Source organism: Brevundimonas sp., assembly GCF_031412435.1.
GTDB lineage: Bacteria > Pseudomonadota > Alphaproteobacteria > Caulobacterales > Caulobacteraceae > Brevundimonas.
Window position 1 is genome coordinate 1 of sequence record NZ_JANODA010000031.1, and the last position, 18517, is coordinate 18517.

Consider the following 18517-nt stretch of genomic DNA (forward strand, 5'->3'; position numbering starts at 1 on the left):
TGTTGCGCGCAACCTCGACCACTGTCTCGGACGACAGTGCATTGACCACACTAACTCTGACGCCGTGCAGCCCGCCCGACGTCGCATAAGCCTTCCCATCGAACTTCCCGCCCGAATGCAGCGTTGTCATTATGACTTCAAGTGCCGACTTGTCGGGAAATTTCGGGTGCGGATCGACCGGAATGCCGCGCCCGTTGTCGGTGACGGTCAAACGATTGCCCGCCTCGAGCGAAATCTCGATCCGTGTCGCATGGCCCGCCACCGCCTCGTCCATCGCATTGTCGATCACCTCGGCGGCCAGGTGATGCAACGCCCGCTCGTCGGTGCCGCCGACATACATGCCGGGGCGACGGCGAACCGGCTCCAGCCCCTCCAGCACCTCGATCGACGAAGCGGAGTAGCTGCCGGGGATGTGGGCCTGGACAGGCTGCGCGGGCGCCGCGGCCTGGGGCTTCAGGGCCGGTTCGACAGCAGGCGCAGGCGCGGGTTCCGCAGCCGCCGGCTTCGGCGCCTCGGGGATGTCATCGAACAGGGACGGGACGGTGGACGCGGGCATGGGCGGAGTGTGCGGCGATTCGGGGAGCCGTCTGGTAGGCCCCTGACCGCGCTCTCGCAAGCGGCGCGCGGACCGGATCGGGCTCGAACGCCAGGGCCCGCGCCAGGATGGCCAGCAGCAGGGTCCAGGGCAGGTTGGCGTGGCTCAGCAACACGCTCTCCGACAGGCTCAGCAGCAGGAAGACCAGCAGGTAGCCGACGGCCCAGTAGCCTTCCCGCGCGCCCGAGCCGGGGATGCGGAACAGGGTCACGATAGTGGCGACGGCGACCGTCAGCCCCACCGTGAACGCGCCGGGCCAGCCGAGCTGGATCAGCAGGTCGATCCAGCCGTTGTGCGCCGACGGCACCGGCCACTGGGTCTCGGCGCGGATGAAGGCGGCGGGGACGGACTCGCGCCCCCAGAAGGCCTGGTAGCCGAAGCCGGTCCAAGGCCGTTCGGCGACCTCTCGCATCAGGGCCGCCCAGATGTCGGTCCGGCCTGTCAGGGACGGGTCCTTGCCCAACGCCGTCAGCACCATGGCCGGGTCGGTGATGAAGACATAGGTCGCGCCCGCCGCCAGGACGACGCCGAACCAGAGGGCGACGATGGAGAAGGCCGCGCCGCCGCGCTTCATGGCCCACAGCCCTCCGACCGCGCCGACGCCGAGCATCAGGCAGAGGAGGGAGGTCTTGGACTGGGTCGCCAGCACCAGCAGCGTGCAGACGGCCAGGGTGATGGCGGGAAGAAGCCGTCGCTGATCCCCGGAGGCGAGGCAGGCGGCGGCGGCCACGGCGCCGGCCGACATGACCAGTCCCATCTGGTTCTTCTCGTACCAGAGGCCGCGCCACAGGCCGGCGTTCTCCAGCTGGTGCACGCCGATGCTCGGATTGACGAAGACCATGACGAGACTGCCCAGCCCCATGATCAGCGAGGCCAGCATCAGCATGCGGGGCAGGTGGCGGCCCTGAAAGGCGACGCCCAGATAGATGGCGAAGGCGCTCGAAATGGCCATCGCGATGACGCGCCTCTGGGTCACACCCGGATCGATCGACCACCATTTGGAGGCGAAGGCCTGGAGCACCAGCAGGGCCAGGATCAGCCAGGCCGGCCAGGCGCGGACCAGCACAGCAGGGCGCAGGGCGATCAGACCGGCGATGATCGCATAGACCGGCAGCCAGACCAGACGCAGGACGGGTGTCTCTTCCTGGGTCGGGGCGAAGACCGGGCCGATGAAGGCCTGGGTCAGCATCATGATGACGACGATGGCCGCCGCCTGTTCCCACAGGGGCGGACCGGGGTCGATCAGGTCAGGGGATTCGCCGGACGGTCGCACGATGCAGAGGGTCGGCGATCGCCGCTAACGAACCGTTAGCTCACCAACGCGCCAGCAGGGTGTCGAGGCGCGCGACGGCGGCGGGGTCGCCGCCGAGGGTTTCGCGCAGCTCGCGCGCCTCGGCCAGCAGTTCGTCACCGCAACGCAATTCGTCCATTCGGGCGTTGATCGCCCGGTCCTGAGCGGAGTTGTCGCCGCCGAACTCGCTGCCCAGGAAGTCGCAGCGAACCCCGCGCCACAGGATGGCCTCGACCGGGTCGGAGGGCTGGACGTTGACCGCCAGATAGCGGTCCTGCTCGGCGGACCAGGCGACCTCCGCGGCGGTTTGGGGCGGGGCAGGGGCGGCCGGGGCGGCGGGTTCCGCAGGGGCCGCCGGTTCGGCGACGGGCTTGCAGGCCGTGAGAACGAGAGCCGTCAGGCCGATGGCGAAACTGCGGGTCATGACCCTACTCGCCGTCGTGACGGGAAATGAAGGCGTCGAGGCGGGCGACCGCCGCGGTGTCGGTCATGCGCGTGGCGCGCAGGGCCTGGGCGTCCTCGAGCTGCCGGAAGCAGCCGATGTCCTCGATACGGGCGTTGACGGTCTTGTCCTGCTCCGGATCGCCGCCGATCTCTCCGCCCAGGAAGTTGCACTGGACCTCGCGCCACTCGAGTTCCTCGATCGGATCGGTCGGGACCATTTCCATGCCGAGGTAGCGCTCTTCGAGGGCCGCCCAGACGGCGTCCTGGGCGGCCTGGTCCGTCGCCGCGCTCGCATTGGCGGCGGGCGCGGGGGCCGCGGGCTCGGTCGCCGGCTGACAGGCCGACAGAACGAGGGCCGTCAGGCCGATGACGATGCTGCGAACCATGGTCAGCCCTCCCCAGGCTATTGAAAACGCACTGTGATCGGAAAATCAGGACGGCGATAGGGTGTGCTGGACGAAACGCGCCGGGCGCGGCACGCTCGGGGTCGAGACGGGGGGATGCCGAATGACCAGCCTGCTGCGCCAACGCGACGGCCAACCTGCGCGGGTGGGCTTCGTCGAACTCTTCTTCGACCTGGTCTTCGTGTTCGCGGTGACCCAGATCTCGCACACCCTGCTGGCGCATCTGACGCCCCTGGGCGCGCTGCAGGCGGCGATGATGGCGGCGGCGGTTTGGTGGGCCTGGATCTACACCAGCTGGGTCACCAACTGGCTGGACCCGGAGCGCGCGCCGGTGCGGATCGCCCTGTTCGCGGTCATGGGGGCCGGTCTCCTGCTGTCGACATCCTTGCCCGAAGCGTTCGGCGCCAAGGGATTGTGGTTCGCCCTGGCCTTCGTCTCGATCCAGGTCGGACGCAGCCTGTTCATGCTGTGGGCGGTGCGTAGCGACCCGGTGCTGAGCCGGAACTTCCTGCGCATCCTGTGCTGGTCGTCGCTGTCCGGCCTGTTCTGGATCGCGGGCGGACTCGTGGAGGGGCAGACGCGGCTCTGGCTCTGGCTGGCGGCGCTGGCGATCGAGTACATCTCGCCGGCCCTGTCGTTCCGCGTGCCAGGCCTCGGCAAGGCTGTCACCGCCGACTGGACGGTTGAGGGCGGCCATATCGCCGAGCGGGTGGGCCTGTTCATCATCATCTGCCTCGGCGAGTCGATCCTCGTCACCGGGGCGACCTTCTCCGGCCTGGAGTGGACGGCTCAGGCGGTGATGGCGGCCGTGGTCGCCTTCCTGGGCGCACTGGCGATGTGGTGGCTGTATTTCAGCGCCTCGCACGAGGCGGCGTCAGAAGTCATTGCAAACGCGGACGACCCCGGAAAGCTTGCCCGCCGGGCCTACACCTACTGTCCCATACTGATCGTCGCCGGGATCATCGTCACGGCGGTGGGGGACGAGCTGTCGCTGACGCACCCGACCGGTCCTGTCGCGCCCGAGGCGGCGGCCGTGCTGATCGGCGGGCCGCTGCTGTTCATGCTCGGAGGCCTGCTGGCCAAACTGGCGGTGTTCGAGCGCTGGGCCATGCCGAGGATCGCGGGCGTGGTCGCGCTTGCAGCGCTGTGGCTCGTCGTCCCGCTTACGACGCCGCTGGGGCTGGCGGCGATGACGACGGCGGTGATGGTGGCGGTGGCGGCGTGGGAGACGGTGGTGAAGCGACCGGAGGCGAAGGCCTAGTCCCCCGCCTTCTCCACGAAGGTGTCGATGACCTTCTTCTCGCCGGCCTTTTCGAACTCGACGGTCAGCTTGTTGCCTTCAATCACCCGCACCGAGCCGTAGCCGAACTTCTGGTGGAACACGCGTTGCCCCTTCACGAATCCGGAGCCGGATTTCGGGTCTGCCGTCGCCACCAACCGGCCTTCGCCCTCGATGACGGTATTGCGCGCGGGACGGGCGCCGGGGGCTCTGGACGCGGTGACGGCCTGGGCGCGCTGCCAGCCGGGGGAGGTGTAGCCGGCGCCGAAGGAGGGGGCGTCGTCCCAGCGGGATTTGGCCTCCTTCATGCCGGCGGATGCGCCGTAGTAGCCGGTATCCGACTCGGCCTCGACGTGGGCGATGGGCAGCTCGTCGACGAATCGGCTGGGCAGTTGCGAGGTCCAGCGGCCGTAGACCAAACGGTTGGCGGCGAACGAGATCCGCGCGTCCTGTTTCGCCCGGGTGACGCCGACATAGGCGAGGCGGCGTTCCTCCTCGAGACCCTTCTCGCCCTTCTCGTCGATGCTGCGCTGGCTGGGGAAGACGCCTTCCTCCCAGCCCGGCAGGAAGACGAGGGGGAACTCCAGCCCCTTGGCGCCGTGCAGGGTCATGATCTGGACGGCGTCCGACGACGGGCCGCGGTCGAGATCCATGACGAGGGAGACGTGTTCGAGATAGGCGCCGAGCGTCTCGAACGACTGCATCGCCTGGGTCAATTCCTTGAGGTTGTCGAGGCGGGTCGGACCGGTGACCCGGTCGGCCTTCTGCATGTCGGTGTAACCGCTCTCTTCCAGCACAGTTTCTGTCAGCAGCCAGTGACGGGTGTCGGCCGCCAGCGCCCGCCAGCGGTCGAGATCGCGCACGAAGGTCGACAGGGCGGTGCGGGTGCGGGGCTGGAGCTCGTCCGAGGTGATCAGGTCGCGCACGGCGGTCATGGCCGAGACGCCGTTGTGGCGGGCGATCTGGAGGATCTTCTGGACCGAGGTGTCGCCGATGCCGCGCTTGGGCACATTGACGATCCGCTCGAAGGCCAGGTCGTCGTCCTCGGACTGGATCAGGCGCAGATAGGCGTGGGCGTCGCGGATCTCGGCGCGCTCGAAGAAGCGCGGGCCGCCGATGACCGTATAGGGGATGGCCAGAAGGACGAACCGCTCCTCGAAGGCGCGCATCTGAAATGACGCGCGAACAAGGACGGCCATATCCTTGTATTTGATGCCATCTCGCTTCGCCGTCTCGATCTCGTCGGCGATCAGACGGCTCTCGGCCTCGCCGTCCCAGACGCCGCGCACCCGGACCTTGTCGCCGCTCTTGTCCTCGGTCCACAGGGTCTTGCCCAGACGGTCGCGATTGGCCGCGATCAGGCCGGAGGCGGCCCCGAGGATATGGCTGGTCGAACGATAGTTGCGCTCCAGCTTGACGATCTTCGCGCCCGGAAAATCCTTTTCGAAGCGCAGGATGTTGTCGACCTCGGCGCCGCGCCAGCCGTAGATCGACTGATCGTCGTCGCCGACGCAGCAGACGTTGCCGGTCGAGGAGGTCAGCAGCCGCAGCCACAGGTACTGGGCGACGTTGGTGTCCTGGTATTCGTCGACCAGGATGTAGCGGAACCGGTTTCGATATTCCTCAGCGATATCGGAGTGTTTCGACAGGATCGTCAGATTGTGCAGCAACAGATCGCCGAAGTCGCAGGCGTTCAGGGTGGCCAGTCGCGACTGATAGGCGGCGTACAGTGTCTGGCCCTTGCCGTTGGCGAAATCCTCGCCGGGCGGCAGTTTCTCGGGCGTCCAGCCGCGGTTCTTCCAGTGATCGATCAGCCCGGCCAGCGACTTGGGCGTCCAGCGTTTGGTGTCGATGTTGGCGGCCTCAAGCAGCTGTTTCAGCAGCCGCTCCTGGTCGTCGGTGTCGAGGATGGTGAAGGTCGACTTCAGCCCGACCAGTTCGGCGTGGCGACGCAGGATCTGGGCCGCGACCGAGTGGAAGGTGCCGAGCCAACGCAGCCCCTCGGCCGACGGACCGATCAGGTGGGTGATCCGCTCGCGCATCTCGCGCGCGGCCTTGTTGGTGAAGGTGACGACCAGCAGCTCCCACGGCCGGGCGCGACCGGTGGCGAGGATGTGGGCGAGGCGGGTGGTCAGGACGCGCGTCTTGCCGGTGCCGGCGCCCGCGAGGACCAGGACGGGGCCTTCGGTCGTCTCGACGGCCTCGCGCTGTTCGGGGTTCAGGCCGCCCAGATAGTCGGGCGTCGCTCGATCAGAATTGGGCGCGACGCCGCCTGGACCGCACGAGCGGGCAAGGTCGGAGATACGCGGTGCGGGCACAGAGTCGGTCAAGCGGCGGTCTCGAAGGCGGGCGGGATTCGGAGAACATAATGAGCACATGAGGCAAAGTCAGGCCCTCGTCAGCGCCTCTCCCGGAACCGGCAAGCGTGGCCGGAGTTTGGTCGGCTCAGGGGAAGCTTCTGAGAGGGAAAAACAATGGCTGAGAATACAAACGGCGGCGGCGGCAACGCGGGTCTCGCCTTCATCGTGGGCGCCGTCGTGGTCGTGCTGGCGATCGTGGCGTATTTCGTCTTCGCACGCGGCGGCATGGGTGGAGACACCAAGGACGTGAACGTCGACGTCAACCTGCCGTCGGTCGAAGCGCCTGCCGTCCCGGGGACCAACTAGATGACGGACCCCAATATGCCCCCCGAACGCGTCGTAGTCGTCGATCCGCCGCGCCAGACCACCGTCAACGTCCAGCCTGAGCGGCGCGGCGGGGGCGGCGCGATGGCCTTCATCGTCGGCGGCCTGCTGGTCGTCGTCGCGGTCATCGCCTTCTTCGTCTGGAACGGCGGCGGCGTCACAACCCCTGATACGGCGGACACCACCGTCGATGTCGACGTGAACCTGCCGAGCCTGCCGGAAGCGCCCAAGATGCCCGACCTTCCGAACGTCGAGCCGCCGACCTTGCCGGCGCCGGGACCGGCTCCTTCGAACTGACCATGAAAAACGCCCGCCGGGATCACCCGGCGGGCGTTCTTCTTTTCGCGGCGTCCTAGCGCAGCTGGTAGGTCACCGTGGCGACAACGCGGACGCGTTTGTCGAGCGAGGTTGATTCCGAATCGACGTCCTCGCGGGCGAGGATCTCGAACGAGCCCTGGGTCGCCTGTTTGATGGGGCCGAGCGGCGCGCCGGAATCCTTGGCGAACTGTTCGGCGCCCGAGCGGGCCGAGGCCGTGGCCTCAGCGATCATCTCCGGCCGCACCTCGTTCAGCTTGGTGAACACATAGGTCGGGGCGGTGAAGTCCAGCAGCACACCCTGACGCACCAGATCGTTCAGGGCGCGCTCGGTCTGGGCGACGCGGGCGACGTCCGTGGTGCGGACCGTGACCGTCTGGGCGACGATGTAGCGGGGCGTGCCCGGCGAAGGGGCGTAGCTCTGCGACTGGGTGTCGGTGACCTCAAGCCGGCCGATGGTGACGATGTCGTCGCCGTAGCCCTGCTGCTGCAGGAAGGTGCGCACCTTGGTCAGGTCGGCGTCGATCTGGCCCTGAACGCCCGGCAGCTCCTCGCCGGCCACGGTGAAGCGCAGCGACAGGATGGCCAGGTCGGCGGTGACGTTGCGCTCGGCGACGCCGCGCACGGTGACCTGGCGGTTGCCGGTGTTGGCGTTGACCACGCCCCCGCCGACCGCGATGCCGGCCCCGATGAGGCCGATGGCGATGAGGCCGCCGATGATGGCGGGCGGAATGAGACTGCGGTCGATCTGCACGGCGGTTACCCCTTGTTGAGGCGGCCACCCTGCGCCTGAACATCAGGGTTCGACAATGATCGTTTCTGACGCTGCGTAAGCCAGGGCCAGAAGGCGGCAGGCGGAGGCGAGCGGGCGGCGGCCACGGGTCTCGTCGACCCAGGTCAGGAAGCCGGCGTGGCTCAGTCCGCGCGCCTCCGCCATCCGGTCCAGCACGGTCCAGAACTCAGGCTCCAGCGCCACGGAGGTGGCGTGGCCGGCGAGGACGACAGAGCGTTTCTTGAGCACAGGATCTCCGGCGGAACGGCTTTGAGCGGACGGTGGGTTGCGATAGGATACGCGAGTACGAGCAGGATGTTTTCGATGACGATGGACGCCGCCGTCTACCCGGACGAGTTCGAGGTTCTGAAACCGCAGCGCATGCGGCCGATGACGGCCTTTCGCGCCTTCCGCAAGCTGATCCGCGACAAGGAGGACACCGCCCAGGTGTTCGAGATCATGCGGGCCCTGACCGGACAGTCGGGCGCCAAGGGCTACAACCGTCTGCTGAGGACGGTCGAGGGCGGGCGTCAGGCCTTCCTGCGCGACGAGCTTGCGCTGAAGCTGGACGATCCGGACTGGCTGGCCCGGTTCGGCCCGGGGACGGTCGGCGCGGAATACAAGGCGTTCCGCGAACTGCGCGGCTTCACCGCTGACGGCCTCGCCGAGACGGCGCGCGAAGTGGCCCCCGAGATCGACGCGCTGCATCCGGTCGTCTGGTACTCGCGCCGGCTTCGGGACGTGCACGATATCTGGCACGTGCTGACCGGCTACGGCACTGACGCGCTGGGCGAGGCCTGCGTGGTCAGTTTCTCCTACGGCCAGACGCACAATCTCGGCTTTGGCTTCATCGGGTACGGCGCGGCGCGGGAGATCCAGCGGGAGAAACGATCCATCCCGGCGCGGCGGGCGGTTCTGCAGGCCTGGCGCAACGGCCGACGGGCCCAGTGGCTGCCGGGGCTGGACTACGAGGCTCTGTTCGCCGAGCCGCTGGAGACGGCGCGGGCGCGGCTGGGCATCCGGCCGGCCACCGTCTACGCCGCCGTGCCCGCGGCGGACCGGGCCGCGCTGAAGCTTCGCGCCTGACATAAGCCGGACTTGTCAGCAGTCTTGCGGATCGGTGTTGCACCGGTCACGCCCGGAGCGCATGTCGGGCAATCCTCTCCCTGCGTTTCCGTGAGCCCGCCTTGACCCTTTCCGAGCTGCGTCGGCCGTCCGCCGGCGTTCTGGCCGTCGCCGGCGTGGTGCTCTGCGCGGTCATCTGGGGCACGACCTGGTACGCCATCACCTGGCAACTGGGCACGGTCGACGAGGTGGCGTCCCTGACCTGGCGCTTCGGTCTGGCGGCCCTGATCATTCTCGTCGGCTGCGCGCTCACCGGCCGGTCGCTCACACTCACGAAGGGCCAGCATCTGGCGGCGCTCGGGCAGGGGGCCTTCGTCTTCGCCATCTCCTACACCTTCACCTATGCGGCGGAAGGGCATGTCACCTCGGCCATCGTCGCCGTGGTCTTCGCCTCCCTGGCCTTCCTGAATCTCGTTCTGTTCCGGGTCGTGGTGCGCCAGACCGCGTCGCGCGAGGCCTGGATCGGGGCGACGCTCGGCATCGTCGGGGTCGCGGTCCTGTCAGGCGGCGAAGCGATGCGCGCCGGCTTCGACGCGCGCGCCCTGACCGGGATCGGTCTGGCGGTGCTCGCGGTCATGAGCTCCGCCGTCGGCAACTACTATTCGTGGAAGGGCCAGCAACTCGGGACGGCCATCCTGCCCCAGACCGGCTGGGCCATGGCTTACGGGACCGCGATGCTGGTGGTGCACGGGCTGGTCACCGGTGCGCAGTTCACCATCGACCTGTCGCCCGGATACCTGATTTCGCTGGCGCATTTGTCGATCCTCGGATCGGTCGTGGCCTTCCTGGTCTATTTCGCGGTGGCGCGGGCGCGAGGCTATGCCCTGGCCAGCTATATTTCCGCCCTGACCCCGCCGATCGCCATGCTGGTGTCGGTGCTGTTCGAGGATGCGCGCTTCGGATGGACGGCGCTGGTCGGCCTGCTGCTGGTGCTGGCCGGGCAGGCGCTGCTGATCCGGGCCCCGAAGGTGGTCTAGCGGAACCAGCCGCGCGTCTTCGGCTTCGCTTCGACCTTCGCCGCCGTCTTCGCCTCGCGGTCGGCCTCTTCCTTCTCCCGACGCTCGCGCATGGCCCTGGCCTGACGGATCGCGATCAGGGCGATGAGGCCGTAACGGGTCCGTGACGATGTCGTCGGGGTGTAGGTCGCGCCCATGGGTCAGTCCTCGCGCTTCGTCTGATCGAGAAGTCGCGACAGCCGCTCCCGTTCCGCCTTCGCCATCTCGCGCTGGGCTTTCGTCAGGCCGTGGGTGACGCGATTGGCCGCGGCATCCGTCTTCCCCGCGGCCTTGTCGCGAGCTTTCCGGGCACGGTTCAGATTGACGATCTCGGCCATCGGTTCCTCGCAACCGGCTCAAGCAAGCGGCGTTTCAGGGTCTCACCATTCGACAGGAGACACCCGATGGTAGACCTCAGCCTCATCAAGGAACACCTCGAAGTCGTCGGCTCCGACGGCGGCCACGTCGGCCGCGTCGATCATGTCCTCGGCGACCAGATCGAACTGGCCAAGCTGGATCTCGCCGGCGGCTTCAAACATCACATGATCCCGACCAGCTGGGTCGACCATGTCGATGACGAAAAGGTCCGCCTGACCCTGACCAAGGATCAGGCCAAGGCGCAGTGGACCGAAAAGCAATCCCACTAGATCTCGCCACACGACTAACCGCGAATTCACGAGGGCCCTGCTGAACAAGCGGGGCCTTTCGTCTATCCATGTCGGGTCGGTGAACCGCCGACGGGGAGAGACGCGCGTGATCCGACTGATCCTGAACATCCTGTGGTTCATCCTCGGCGGCTGGATCTCGGGCCTGCTGTGGCTGCTGGGCGGCGCGGTGCTGGCCCTGACGGTCGTCGGCCTGCCGTGGAGCTTCGCGGCCTGGCGGATCGCCAGCTATTCCTTCTGGCCGTTCGGACGCGAAGTCGTCTGGGGCGGCGAGGCGGACGGCAAGGACATCGGCTGTTTTGGCGTCGGCCTGAACATCATCTGGTTCGTGTTCGCGGGCTGGTACATCGCCCTGTCGCACGTGCTGATCGCCTTCGCCGAGGCCATCACCATCATCGGCATCCCCTTCGCCCTGAAGGATCTGGAACTGGCCAAGCTGGCTCTTGCCCCGGTCGGAGCGACGATCCGGAACAAGCCCTGACAGCCGATCAGTCGTCCTTCAGGAGGACGTCCAGCATCCTCTCGCGCCGGGTCAGGAAGTTCTTCGTCACCTGATAGTGGTCGGTGTCCTCGTACTCGATCCGGTCGAGGCCATGCTCCGAGGCCTGATAGATCCAGGCGTTCGGATAGCCGAGCAGGATCGGCGAATGGGTGGCGATGATCAGCTGGGACCTCGCCAGCACCAGCTCATGCATCCGCGCCAGGAACGACAGCTGCCGCGTCGGCGACAGGGCGGCTTCCGGCTCGTCGAGAATGTACAGCCCGTCGCCGATGAAGCGGTTGTCAAACAGGGCAAAGAAGCTTTCGCCATGAGATTGCTCGTGCAGCGATTTACGCCCGTAGCGGTTGGCACCGGCGTCTTCCAGATAGCTGGCCACGGTGAAGAAGCTCTCGGCCCTGAGAAAGAATCCGTCCTGAAGCCGCTGCGGTGATTTGATCGGCCGCACAAACCGGTGCAACGGCGAATGGCTCTCGCGGGTGCCGAAGCGATGCTCCCGCCCGCCACCCTCGGCATTGAAGCCCCAGGCGACCGCAAGCGCCTCGACCAGGGTCGACTTGCCCGAGCCGTTCTCCCCGACCAGAAAGGTCACATTGGGATGGAACTTCAGGCTGTGCAGCGACCGCACCGCCGGCAGGTTGAACGGATAGAGGGCTTCGTCCCACCCCTCGCGCCGTTCGAACAGCGCCTCGATCCAGTAGGGGCGGGTCAGGGCGGTCATCTCAGAAGCCCGTGAACAGCCGGTCGAGGGCGCGACGGATATCGTCTTCATGGGCGGCGAGGGAGCCGACGTGCTGTTTCAGGGTCCCGGTCCTGACAGCGGCAAGCCCTGTCAATACGACCAGAAGATCGGCATCCTCGACAAGGACGCGGATTTCGAGACCGTTCACCGTCGTCTTTCGCCCGGCGAAAACCGGGGCGACGATCGTCTCGGTCACATCATCCAGATAATGCGATGACAGCACCACGACATAGGGTGCCGCTGTGCGCATCGAGGCGTTCGGATTGATGAAGAGGTCGAACTGTCGCAATCACCAGGTCCGGAAGTGGTCGGACAGCAATCCATCTTCCTCGACGAACCGGTTATGTTCCTTGATCGCCTCGGCGTTCTCCTCGGCCCAGCGTTTGGCCCGCGCTTCGGCTCCGGCCGGATCGACCTTCTGCAGGTGCAGCCGCAGCGCACGTTCGTCCATCCCGGCGATGGAGATGCCCAGCCGCTGCGCCTGTTCGATCAGCTCAGGATCGATGCCGATGTTCAGTTCGACCTTGCCCATGAGACGAGGGTAACCCCAAATCGGATAGGTCCCAAATCGGTACCTACTGGGTGTAGTAGACCTCGCGGACAGCACAGGTCCTGACATCAACGATCGCGTGAGGCGTGCCGCCCGGCCCCGTATGTGGAAGGGGGTAAAACCCGACCATGACTTCATCATATTGGGTCATGGCGAATTCAGCCGCGGGGACAAACCTGGGATACCGGGCGGTGATCGCGTCTTTAGCGACCTGCTGGTAGTCGCAATCACCTCGCAGTATCGGCCATGCGGAGGCGCATGACGAAGTCGTGAGCACCGCCGCTAGGATGGCCGCTGCCTGTCCCGGCCTCATCGCACTCACCCCGGCGAGATCATCTTCTCGGGCCGCACCGCCTCGTCGAACTCGGCGTCGGTCAGATAACCGCCGCCGACGGCCTCCTGACGCAGGGTGGTCCCGTTCTTGTGGGCCGTCTTGGCGATCTTGGCGCACAGGTCATAGCCCAGCTTGCCGTTCAGGGCCGTCACCAGCATCAGCGAGTTGTTCAGGCCGCGCGCGATGTTGTCCTCGCGCGCCTCGATGCCGACGACGCAGTTGTCGGTGAAGCTGATGGCCGCGTCGGCGACCAGGCGGACCGACTGCAGGAAGTTGTAGGCCATCACCGGGTTATAGACGTTCAGCTCGAAATGCCCCTGCGAGCCGGCAAACGTGAGCGCTGCGTTGTTGCCGAACACCTGGACGCAGACCTGGGTCAGGGCCTCGCACTGTGTCGGATTGACCTTGCCCGGCATGATCGACGAGCCGGGCTCGTTCTCCGGCAGGGCCAGTTCGCCGAGGCCCGAACGGGGGCCGGAGCCGAGGAATCGGATGTCGTTGGCGATCTTGAACAGGCTGGCGGCGACCGTGTTGATCGCGCCGTGCGAGAAGACCATGGCGTCATGGGCGGCCAGGGCCTCGAACTTGTTCGGAGCCGTGGTGAAGGGCAGGCCGGTGATGCCGGCGATCTGTTCGGCGACTTTCTCGGCGAAGCCGACGGGTGCGTTCAGGCCGGTGCCGACGGCGGTGCCGCCCTGGGCCAGTTCCATCAGGGCCGGCAGGGTCTGTTCGATGCGGGCGATGCCGTTGGCGACCTGCTGCGTATAGCCGCCGAACTCCTGACCGAGGGTCAAGGGGGTGGCGTCCTGGGTATGGGTGCGGCCGATCTTGATGATGTGGGCCCAGGCCTTGGACTTGGCGTCCAGGGCGGCGTGCAGATGTTTCAGCGCCGGCAGCAGGTCGTTGACCACCTGTTCGGCGCAGGCGACGTGCATGGCCGTGGGATAGGTGTCGTTGGACGATTGGCTCATGTTGACGTGGTCATTGGGGTGGACCGGCTTCTTGGAGCCCATCTCGCCGCCCAGCATCTCGATGGCGCGGTTCGAGATCACCTCGTTGGCGTTCATGTTCGACTGGGTGCCGGAACCCGTCTGCCAGACGACCAGCGGGAAGTGGTCGTTGAGCTTGCCTTCGATCACTTCGTTCGCGGCGGCGATGATGGCGTTCGCGATCGTCGGGTCCAGCTTGCCCAGGGCCATGTTGGTCTCGGCGGCGGCGCGCTTGACGATGCCCAGGGCGCGGACGACCGGCAGGGGCTGTTTCTCCCAGCCGATTTTGAAGTTGCCGAGCGAACGCTGGGCCTGGGCTCCCCAGTATTTGGAGTTGTCGACCTCGATGGGGCCGAAGGTGTCGGTCTCGGTGCGGCAGGCGGTCATCGGCTTCGGCTCTTCAGGGCGTGGCAGGAGGATGCGCGGCGGTGTAGCACGGAGGAACGACCGGGCAAGCGTGGGCCTTTGGAGGCGTGGGATGAGCGTGATCAAGAGAGCTGTCGCGGCCCTGGCGGCCACGATGCTGGCGAGCGCAAGCCCGGCTCTCGCCCAGTCGGATCAGCCCCTCGTCATCCTGCACACGGCACAGGGCGATGTGATCCTTCGTCTCGACGCCGAACATGCGCCGATCACGACCTGCAACTTCCTGCGCTATGTCCAGGAGGGCCGCTATGCGGGCGGCGGTTTCTTCCGGACGGTCGTAGCCGAGACCAACGACAATCCCAATCCGATCGACGTGATCCAGGCGGCCACGACGGCCGGCAGCGACGATCCCGGCCTGGGCCCGATACCACTGGAGCGAACGATCGACACCGGCGTGCGGCACACGGGCGGCGCCATCTCCATGGCGCGCGACGGCCCGGATACGGCGACCTCGAGCTTCTTCATCGTGACCAGCGACACGCCCGCTCTGGATTTCGGCGGCGGTCGCAACCCGGATGGTCAGGGGTTCGCGGCGTTCGGCAGAGTGATCTCCGGCATGGAGATCATCCACGCGATCCATTCGGCCCCGGCCGAGGACGAGCAACTGGTCAGCCCGGTGGTCATCGGCGCGGCCACCTTGGCGACGGCCCTGCCTGCGGTCTGCCGCACGTGAACGACGACTGGATCGTCTCCGGCAAGGTCCGGGCCCGCGAGGAAGGCGACGCTGTCGTCGTGATGATCGACGGCCTGACGACCCAGGCGAAATACTACAAGCCGCTGGTCTACGAGTTCTTCCGCAAGGAATGGCGCGGGTCCCGGCCGGCCTACGGCGATTTCGTCGTGGAGATCACGATGGAGCACATCGGCGATCCGCCATGGATGGATCTCGACAACCTGGCCAAGGCGCTGCTGGACGCGATCAAGGGCTACCTGTTCCACGACGACGCCCAGGTGGCGCGGCTGCTGGTCGAGCGGCGCGAGGGCGACCGCGAGCGGATCACGATCAAGGCCTATCCGCGCAAGACCTAACCCGGCGGGCGGTTGAAGCGCAGGGTCGGCAGCAGCAGCTGCATATTGGCCCCGATCGAGACCTGCGGCTCGGAGGCCGGCGACAGGCCTTCGGCATCCTCACGCGTCTTGACGCAGGCTCGCACCCCGTTGGCCAAGGCGATGAAGTCGCTGGCCATCGGCAGGGTCTGGATCATGCAGGCGTCGAAATAGGGATAGGTCGCATCCTCGCTGCAGCCGAAGGAAGACCGGTCGCGGCGAGCCGCGGTCATGATCATCCGGTTGGGTGCGGCGAGGGAGTCCACGAAGATTCCGGAGTAGCAGGCCGAGAGGACCACGACCGTCGGCCGGTCCTGGCACCAGCCGCGCACCAGCGTCACCATACTGGTCGGGCTCAGGATCCGGTCCGGCCCAAAGACAATCCCCTGGGGGCCGCCGTGGGAGGTGAAGTAGAGCAGGCAGCCGCGTGTGGCCCGCGTCGTGGCCTCGGCGATGCCGCGAGCGGCGGCCACGTCGGTGGTCACCGGCGTCACGTCGGGACGCAGGCTGTAGTCGACCATGTCGGCGCGCGAGAAGCCGGCCGTGAGGAATCCCGCCGTCAGGTCGCGGCGCGCATTGTCGAAGGCCTGGATCGGCGCGCCCTGGCTGGTGCGCCATTCTGCAGCGACAACGGCTGAAGCCCAGCCGTCGAAGCGGCTCTGGGCATGGGTCGCGCCCGCGCCGAGCCACAACAGGATGACGATGACGGCGGATCTCGGCACGCGTCCCTCCCACGCTGGAAGAAGCTTAGCGCGGCATGACGGCCTGAAAAGCCTACTTCTTCCGGAACTGGTCCAGAGACACGACCTTGGGACCGTCGTCGCCGGACGGCGGCGTCTCCGGCCGGGTCGGCGCCGGCAGTTCGGCGACGGGTTCCGGCACCGGCTCCGGCGCCTCGAACTGCAGCAGGAACTGGACGCTGGGGTCGTAGAAGCGGGTCACGGCCGTATAGGGCACGGTCAGCACCTTGGGCATGCCGCCGAACTTCAGCATGACCGAGAACAGGTCGTGCTCGACCGCGAGGTCCCAGTACTGGTGCTGGAGAACGACGGTCATCTCGTCGGGATATTTGGCGATCACGTCCGGCGGCACGGATACGCCGGGGCCGCGGGTCTTGAAGGTGATGTAGAAATGGTGCGCGCCGGGGATGCCCGACGGGCTGGCCGCGCGTTCGAGCGCGGAACGGATCACCCCGCGCAGGGCGTCCTGCGCGAGCTTCTCGTACTGCATCTCGTCGACGGGCGGGGTCTCTTCGGCCATGGGCGTCCTGCTGATTGGGAACGGGTGTAGCCGCGCCGGTACCGCGACGAAAGCAGGAATTTGTCCGGCGCGACCCGCAGCGGCTCAGCGCAGCCGTTCGACCGGGATTCCGCGCGCCTCCAGCTGGCGTTGCACGCTGTCCTCGCCGGCCAGGTGCAGCACCCCGACGGCGATGAAGGTCGTGCCGGCGCCCGCCAGACGCGCCGCGATCTGGTCGGTCCAGGCCTGGTTCCGCTCGACCAGCAGGGCCTGGTACAGACGCTCGCTGCGCGCTCGCATGGGGGCCACGGTCGAGGCGTTGATGGCGTCGATGTCGCCCCGGCTCCAGGCGTCGACCAGCGCTTCCAGCTCCACCGGCGCGGCTTCGAAAGCCTCGAGGGCGCGGCGCAGGCCGATCAGCTGCCCCTCTTCGGGAAAGCCCGACAGCATGCGAATCTGGGTGTCCGGCGTCTCCAGCCCGCTGACCGTCTTGCCTCCGGCCAGCGCCGTAGCTCGGAGCGCCAGATCGACACCGGAACCCGGGGCGAAGCCGGCCCGGATCGTCGGCGCGGACGACAGGATGACCGTGGCCAGCCACGGCCGCATCGGATCCATCTGCGCCGCGCTCTGGCCCATGCTCCGCGCTGCGGTGTCAAGCGACGTCAGCTCGCCGGCGGTCAGCAGACTGGACAGCGGCCGCTCGGGCGACAGGCCGTGGGCCTGGATCAGCGGCATCACGGCCGAGGTATCGTTGACGTCGGCGATCTCCAGCACCAGCTCTGAGGCCGACTCAAGGGCGGCGTCGATCCGGGCGTCGCGCCACCTCGTGTCGGACCGCAGGAAATGCAGGGTGCCGAACAGGTACAGGGTCGAGTCGGCGTCGCGGACCACCCAAAGAGCCGGTGCGGACGCCGCCGCCTCGGGCTCCGGCGGCGCTTCGGCCAAGGCCATCGGGGGGGGCGCCAGACCCAAACACAAGACGAGGGCGAGGCCGAGTACCGTCCGTTTCGGCATCGTCAGGACGCGGGCGAGGGATGAGGAACAGCGCATGGTCGAGATCCTTTTCGGGCAGGGGGGAGCGCACGGGCCCGGAGACGGCGCGCGTGGAGTCAGAAGTGACGGGACAGGCGGGAGGGGGGCGCCGCGGGGCGGCGTCCGGTCAGTGCGGCGCGGGGATCCGTGCCGGACGACAGGCCCACAGGCCCAGGCCGATGGCAGTCGCCAGGGCCGCGGCCACGGCCAGCATCCCCAGCGGCCGGGCGACAGCTTCGGGCGCGACCATCCACGATCCGGCCCAGACCAGACCGGCCAGGGTCAGGGTCCAGCCGGTGGTGCGCAGGGCGGCCTGGGTCCGGCGCTCGGCCTCGGGGGTGGCGCGGGGCCGGCCCAGCTTTTTGGGCAGGACATTGCCGTAGCCGACCAGCACCAGCCCCATCAGCACCTGGACGATCCGGGCGGCCGTGTCGGAGTCGATTAGTTCGCTACCGGCGGCGAATTTCAGCCCGAGGGCCGCAGCGATGAAGGCGCCAGCCAGAGCCAGCGGGGCGGCGTAACGTTTGATCATTTGGAGGGTCCTTCCTCAGAGGCGTGGTCGGCTTCGGAGTCCGGCGCGCCGATGCCGAAGATCTGGCCAAACCCCAGCAGGGCTTCCTCCAGCACCGACAGCTTCAGGCGATAGGTGATCGAGACCCCCTGTTTGTGGGCTTCGATCAAGCCGGCTTCGCGCAGTACGTTGAAATGGGCCGACATGGTCGGGCGCGAAACGCTGAACTGCTCGCTCAGCGCCCCGGCCGTCATCGGCTGGCGCCGCAACAGCTCCAGCACCTTGCGGCGGGTCGGGTCGGCGAGCGCCTTGAAGACCATATTCATAAGTCAGTATTTAGCTAAACATCGAATAATGTCAACCGGCGCTTTTTCGCGGGTGCGACCAGGGCGGTTCGGGATGAAGAAAAAGTGCCGGGATTCTGTTGGCAGGCTCCCGACAGGCCCCGCCTAAGGATCTGAACCCCTAGGACTTAAGATTCGAAATCAACCGAACCGCATTACGCGGCGAGGCGGACTTCTCCAGCGAAGTTATCGTTCGCAGTTAGAAAATGGCCCGATACGGTGGGCCAGGACGGGCAAA

The 18517-nt window shown here is 67.3% G+C and carries 27 protein-coding genes and 1 other RNA gene; 9 read left to right on the plus strand and 19 right to left on the minus strand.

The window, feature by feature from the left end:
• From RMO01_RS05680 to RMO01_RS05695, 4 genes are all read right to left on the minus strand, one after another.
• Window positions 1-556: ATP-binding protein (locus tag RMO01_RS05680; RefSeq protein WP_309628071.1), on the minus strand; the 556-nt coding region annotated here is incomplete at its 3' end.
• Window positions 522-1868, minus strand: coding sequence for an O-antigen ligase family protein (locus tag RMO01_RS05685; protein ID WP_309628072.1), 1347 nt, complete (start codon window positions 1866-1868; stop codon window positions 522-524). The genes RMO01_RS05680 and RMO01_RS05685, both read right to left, overlap by 35 nt.
• A 40-nt stretch (window positions 1869-1908) precedes the next feature.
• Window positions 1909-2310: a hypothetical protein gene (locus RMO01_RS05690; RefSeq protein ID WP_309628073.1), complete on the minus strand. Its 402-nt coding sequence runs from the start codon at window positions 2308-2310 to the stop codon at window positions 1909-1911.
• A gap of 4 nt (window positions 2311-2314) precedes the next feature.
• Window positions 2315-2716: a hypothetical protein gene (locus RMO01_RS05695; protein WP_309628074.1), complete on the minus strand. Its 402-nt coding sequence runs from the start codon at window positions 2714-2716 to the stop codon at window positions 2315-2317.
• 121 nt (window positions 2717-2837) lie between these two features.
• On the opposite strand from RMO01_RS05695, the gene RMO01_RS05700 reads away from it, so the two are divergent.
• A complete protein-coding gene (locus tag RMO01_RS05700; RefSeq protein WP_309628075.1) occupies window positions 2838-3995 on the plus strand; it encodes a low temperature requirement protein A in 1158 nt (385 codons plus the stop codon).
• Here RMO01_RS05700 and RMO01_RS05705 read toward each other — a convergent pair.
• Window positions 3992-6391 (minus strand): UvrD-helicase domain-containing protein, encoded by a 2400-nt coding sequence (locus RMO01_RS05705; protein WP_409013052.1) that lies wholly within the window; start codon window positions 6389-6391, stop codon window positions 3992-3994. The two genes, RMO01_RS05700 and RMO01_RS05705, sit on opposite strands and share 4 nt — an antisense overlap.
• A gap of 96 nt (window positions 6392-6487) precedes the next feature.
• Here RMO01_RS05705 and RMO01_RS05710 point away from each other — a divergent pair, with 96 nt between their 5' ends.
• Window positions 6488-6679 carry a hypothetical protein gene (locus RMO01_RS05710; RefSeq protein ID WP_309628077.1) on the plus strand — a complete coding sequence of 64 codons (192 nt, stop codon included), beginning with the start codon at window positions 6488-6490 and terminating at the stop codon, window positions 6677-6679.
• Complete coding sequence (locus RMO01_RS05715; protein WP_309628078.1) at window positions 6680-6994, plus strand: hypothetical protein; 315 nt, start codon at window positions 6680-6682, stop codon at window positions 6992-6994.
• 55 nt (window positions 6995-7049) lie between these two features.
• Here RMO01_RS05715 and RMO01_RS05720 read toward each other — a convergent pair whose 3' ends face one another.
• On the minus strand, window positions 7050-7766 hold the full coding sequence (locus tag RMO01_RS05720) for an SIMPL domain-containing protein (protein ID WP_309628079.1): 717 nt from the start codon (window positions 7764-7766) through the stop codon (window positions 7050-7052).
• Window positions 7767-7808: 42 nt separating this feature from the next.
• Entirely contained in the window at window positions 7809-8033 is a 225-nt protein-coding gene (locus RMO01_RS05725; protein ID WP_309628080.1) for a ribbon-helix-helix domain-containing protein, read from the minus strand.
• Between the two features lie 75 nt (window positions 8034-8108).
• On the opposite strand from RMO01_RS05725, the gene RMO01_RS05730 reads away from it, so the two are divergent.
• The gene (locus RMO01_RS05730; RefSeq protein WP_309628081.1) at window positions 8109-8870 is read left to right on the plus strand and encodes a Coq4 family protein; all 762 of its coding nucleotides are present in this window, start codon (window positions 8109-8111) and stop codon (window positions 8868-8870) included.
• Window positions 8871-8971: 101 nt separating this feature from the next.
• Window positions 8972-9886 carry an EamA family transporter gene (locus tag RMO01_RS05735; RefSeq protein ID WP_309628082.1) on the plus strand — a complete coding sequence of 305 codons (915 nt, stop codon included), beginning with the start codon at window positions 8972-8974 and terminating at the stop codon, window positions 9884-9886.
• On the opposite strand, the gene RMO01_RS05740 is transcribed toward RMO01_RS05735, so the two are convergent.
• Window positions 9883-10062: a hypothetical protein gene (locus tag RMO01_RS05740; protein ID WP_309628083.1), complete on the minus strand. Its 180-nt coding sequence runs from the start codon at window positions 10060-10062 to the stop codon at window positions 9883-9885. The two genes, RMO01_RS05735 and RMO01_RS05740, sit on opposite strands and share 4 nt — an antisense overlap.
• Before the next feature lie 3 nt (window positions 10063-10065).
• Complete coding sequence (locus RMO01_RS05745; protein WP_309628084.1) at window positions 10066-10242, minus strand: DUF4169 family protein; 177 nt, start codon at window positions 10240-10242, stop codon at window positions 10066-10068.
• A 66-nt stretch (window positions 10243-10308) separates the two neighbouring features.
• Between RMO01_RS05745 and RMO01_RS05750 the strand changes: the two genes are divergently transcribed.
• Together RMO01_RS05750 and RMO01_RS05755 are read left to right on the plus strand one after the other, a co-directional pair.
• Complete coding sequence (locus RMO01_RS05750) at window positions 10309-10551, plus strand: DUF2171 domain-containing protein (RefSeq protein ID WP_309628085.1); 243 nt, start codon at window positions 10309-10311, stop codon at window positions 10549-10551.
• Window positions 10552-10657: 106 nt separating this feature from the next.
• On the plus strand, window positions 10658-11050 hold the full coding sequence (locus tag RMO01_RS05755; protein ID WP_309628086.1) for a YccF domain-containing protein: 393 nt from the start codon (window positions 10658-10660) through the stop codon (window positions 11048-11050).
• Between the two features lie 7 nt (window positions 11051-11057).
• Here the strand turns inward: RMO01_RS05755 and RMO01_RS05760 are convergent, their stop codons facing one another.
• The 4 genes from RMO01_RS05760 to fumC all read right to left on the minus strand — a co-directional run bounded on the left by RMO01_RS05760 (window position 11058) and on the right by fumC (window position 14070).
• Window positions 11058-11789, minus strand: a complete 732-nt coding sequence (locus RMO01_RS05760; RefSeq protein ID WP_309628087.1) for an AAA family ATPase — start codon at window positions 11787-11789, stop codon at window positions 11058-11060.
• A gap of 1 nt (window position 11790) precedes the next feature.
• Window positions 11791-12099: a CcdB family protein gene (locus tag RMO01_RS05765; protein ID WP_309628088.1), complete on the minus strand. Its 309-nt coding sequence runs from the start codon at window positions 12097-12099 to the stop codon at window positions 11791-11793.
• Window positions 12100-12342, minus strand: coding sequence for a type II toxin-antitoxin system CcdA family antitoxin (locus RMO01_RS05770; RefSeq protein WP_309628089.1), 243 nt, complete (start codon window positions 12340-12342; stop codon window positions 12100-12102).
• Window positions 12343-12678: 336 nt separating this feature from the next.
• Entirely contained in the window at window positions 12679-14070 is a 1392-nt protein-coding gene (fumC, locus tag RMO01_RS05775) for a class II fumarate hydratase (protein WP_309628090.1), read from the minus strand.
• A gap of 91 nt (window positions 14071-14161) precedes the next feature.
• Between fumC and RMO01_RS05780 the strand changes: the two genes are divergently transcribed.
• Together RMO01_RS05780 and RMO01_RS05785 are read left to right on the plus strand one after the other, a co-directional pair.
• Window positions 14162-14779, plus strand: a complete 618-nt coding sequence (locus tag RMO01_RS05780) for a peptidylprolyl isomerase (RefSeq protein WP_309628091.1) — start codon at window positions 14162-14164, stop codon at window positions 14777-14779.
• Window positions 14780-14841: 62 nt separating this feature from the next.
• Window positions 14842-15135: a RusA family crossover junction endodeoxyribonuclease gene (locus tag RMO01_RS05785; RefSeq protein ID WP_309628097.1), complete on the plus strand. Its 294-nt coding sequence runs from the start codon at window positions 14842-14844 to the stop codon at window positions 15133-15135.
• Here the strand turns inward: RMO01_RS05785 and RMO01_RS05790 are convergent.
• The 6 genes from RMO01_RS05790 to ssrA form a co-directional block, all read right to left on the minus strand.
• Window positions 15132-15875 carry a C13 family peptidase gene (locus RMO01_RS05790; RefSeq protein WP_309628092.1) on the minus strand — a complete coding sequence of 248 codons (744 nt, stop codon included), beginning with the start codon at window positions 15873-15875 and terminating at the stop codon, window positions 15132-15134. The two genes, RMO01_RS05785 and RMO01_RS05790, sit on opposite strands and share 4 nt — an antisense overlap.
• Before the next feature lie 52 nt (window positions 15876-15927).
• The gene (locus tag RMO01_RS05795) at window positions 15928-16413 is read right to left on the minus strand and encodes a ClpXP protease specificity-enhancing factor SspB (RefSeq protein ID WP_309628093.1); all 486 of its coding nucleotides are present in this window, start codon (window positions 16411-16413) and stop codon (window positions 15928-15930) included.
• Window positions 16414-16497: 84 nt separating this feature from the next.
• Window positions 16498-17442, minus strand: a complete 945-nt coding sequence (locus RMO01_RS05800) for a TraB/GumN family protein (RefSeq protein ID WP_309628094.1) — start codon at window positions 17440-17442, stop codon at window positions 16498-16500.
• A gap of 109 nt (window positions 17443-17551) precedes the next feature.
• A complete protein-coding gene (locus RMO01_RS05805; protein ID WP_309628095.1) occupies window positions 17552-17956 on the minus strand; it encodes a hypothetical protein in 405 nt (134 codons plus the stop codon).
• The gene (locus tag RMO01_RS05810; protein ID WP_309628096.1) at window positions 17953-18261 is read right to left on the minus strand and encodes an autorepressor SdpR family transcription factor; all 309 of its coding nucleotides are present in this window, start codon (window positions 18259-18261) and stop codon (window positions 17953-17955) included. The genes RMO01_RS05805 and RMO01_RS05810 overlap by 4 nt, the downstream gene beginning before the upstream one ends.
• A gap of 83 nt (window positions 18262-18344) precedes the next feature.
• Window positions 18345-18517: a transfer-messenger RNA gene (ssrA, locus tag RMO01_RS05815) on the minus strand; the annotation flags it as partial.